Here is a 787-nt window from a genome sequence, read left to right on the forward strand (position 1 = left end):
GCCTGAATATAAAAAGGCAAAGGACGAATTAAAAGAGATGACTACCACGCTGGAACAGCGAAAGTCAGAAGTTTTAGCGTTATCGAACGATAAAACACCAACAATCAACAAAGAAAGTTTAGATTTAAAAGACGAAACGAAAACGGTTAAAGTACCAAGTGGCGAAACGATTGGAATTGGTAAGTTACGTCATGAATTTACGAAAAATGAAGAACGAAAAACAGGAAATGTGATTATCCCTGAAAGTAAATTAAATGCTTTAATACAAGGCTATGAAGATTTATATAAATCGAATGAGCAACTAAAAAAATATGCAGAAACAGATTTACCAAAAAGAATTGATTACGTAAAAGGCAAATACAAAGAGGTAGTGCGTGATTACAATGATTTGGCAGATAGATTTAATAATAATTTAGAGAAAATTGATTCGTTGGAGAAAGAGAATAAATCGCTTAAAAACGAAATTAAGGGCATTTACAGAGGTTTTAATCAGTTTATGGAAAATACCCTTGGTGCAACTGTTAGACAAGCTGAAAAGCTCATGAATAACCTTGTGAGTGAAATTAAAGAGTTTGTAAAAGGTGGAGAGTTTGAAAAAATTCATAGAAATGAAACTCGAACACGAGATAGAGATGAATTAAGTCGTTAGAAGCTCATATTTGCGTTTTAAGGCGTTTTAAATCAATTCGAGTATATTTACACCTGTTTGGTCTTTTCGTCGGCATAAGCGTTAAAAATGGCAATAGAAAAAGCAGCAAGGGCGAACGTAGTGAGTGCATTTACCCTT

The 787-nt window shown here is 33.5% G+C and carries 1 protein-coding gene; it reads left to right on the forward strand.

The window, feature by feature from the left end; all coding sequences use genetic code 11:
• Positions 1-649 (forward strand): hypothetical protein (locus AC973_RS09815; RefSeq protein ID WP_048727023.1); only part of this gene is annotated, 649 nt, incomplete at its 5' end.
• Between the last annotated feature and the right edge of the window lie 138 nt (positions 650-787).

The organism is Carnobacterium sp. 1290_CSPC (assembly GCF_001053265.1).
Lineage (GTDB): Bacteria > Bacillota > Bacilli > Lactobacillales > Aerococcaceae > Aerococcus > Aerococcus urinaeequi.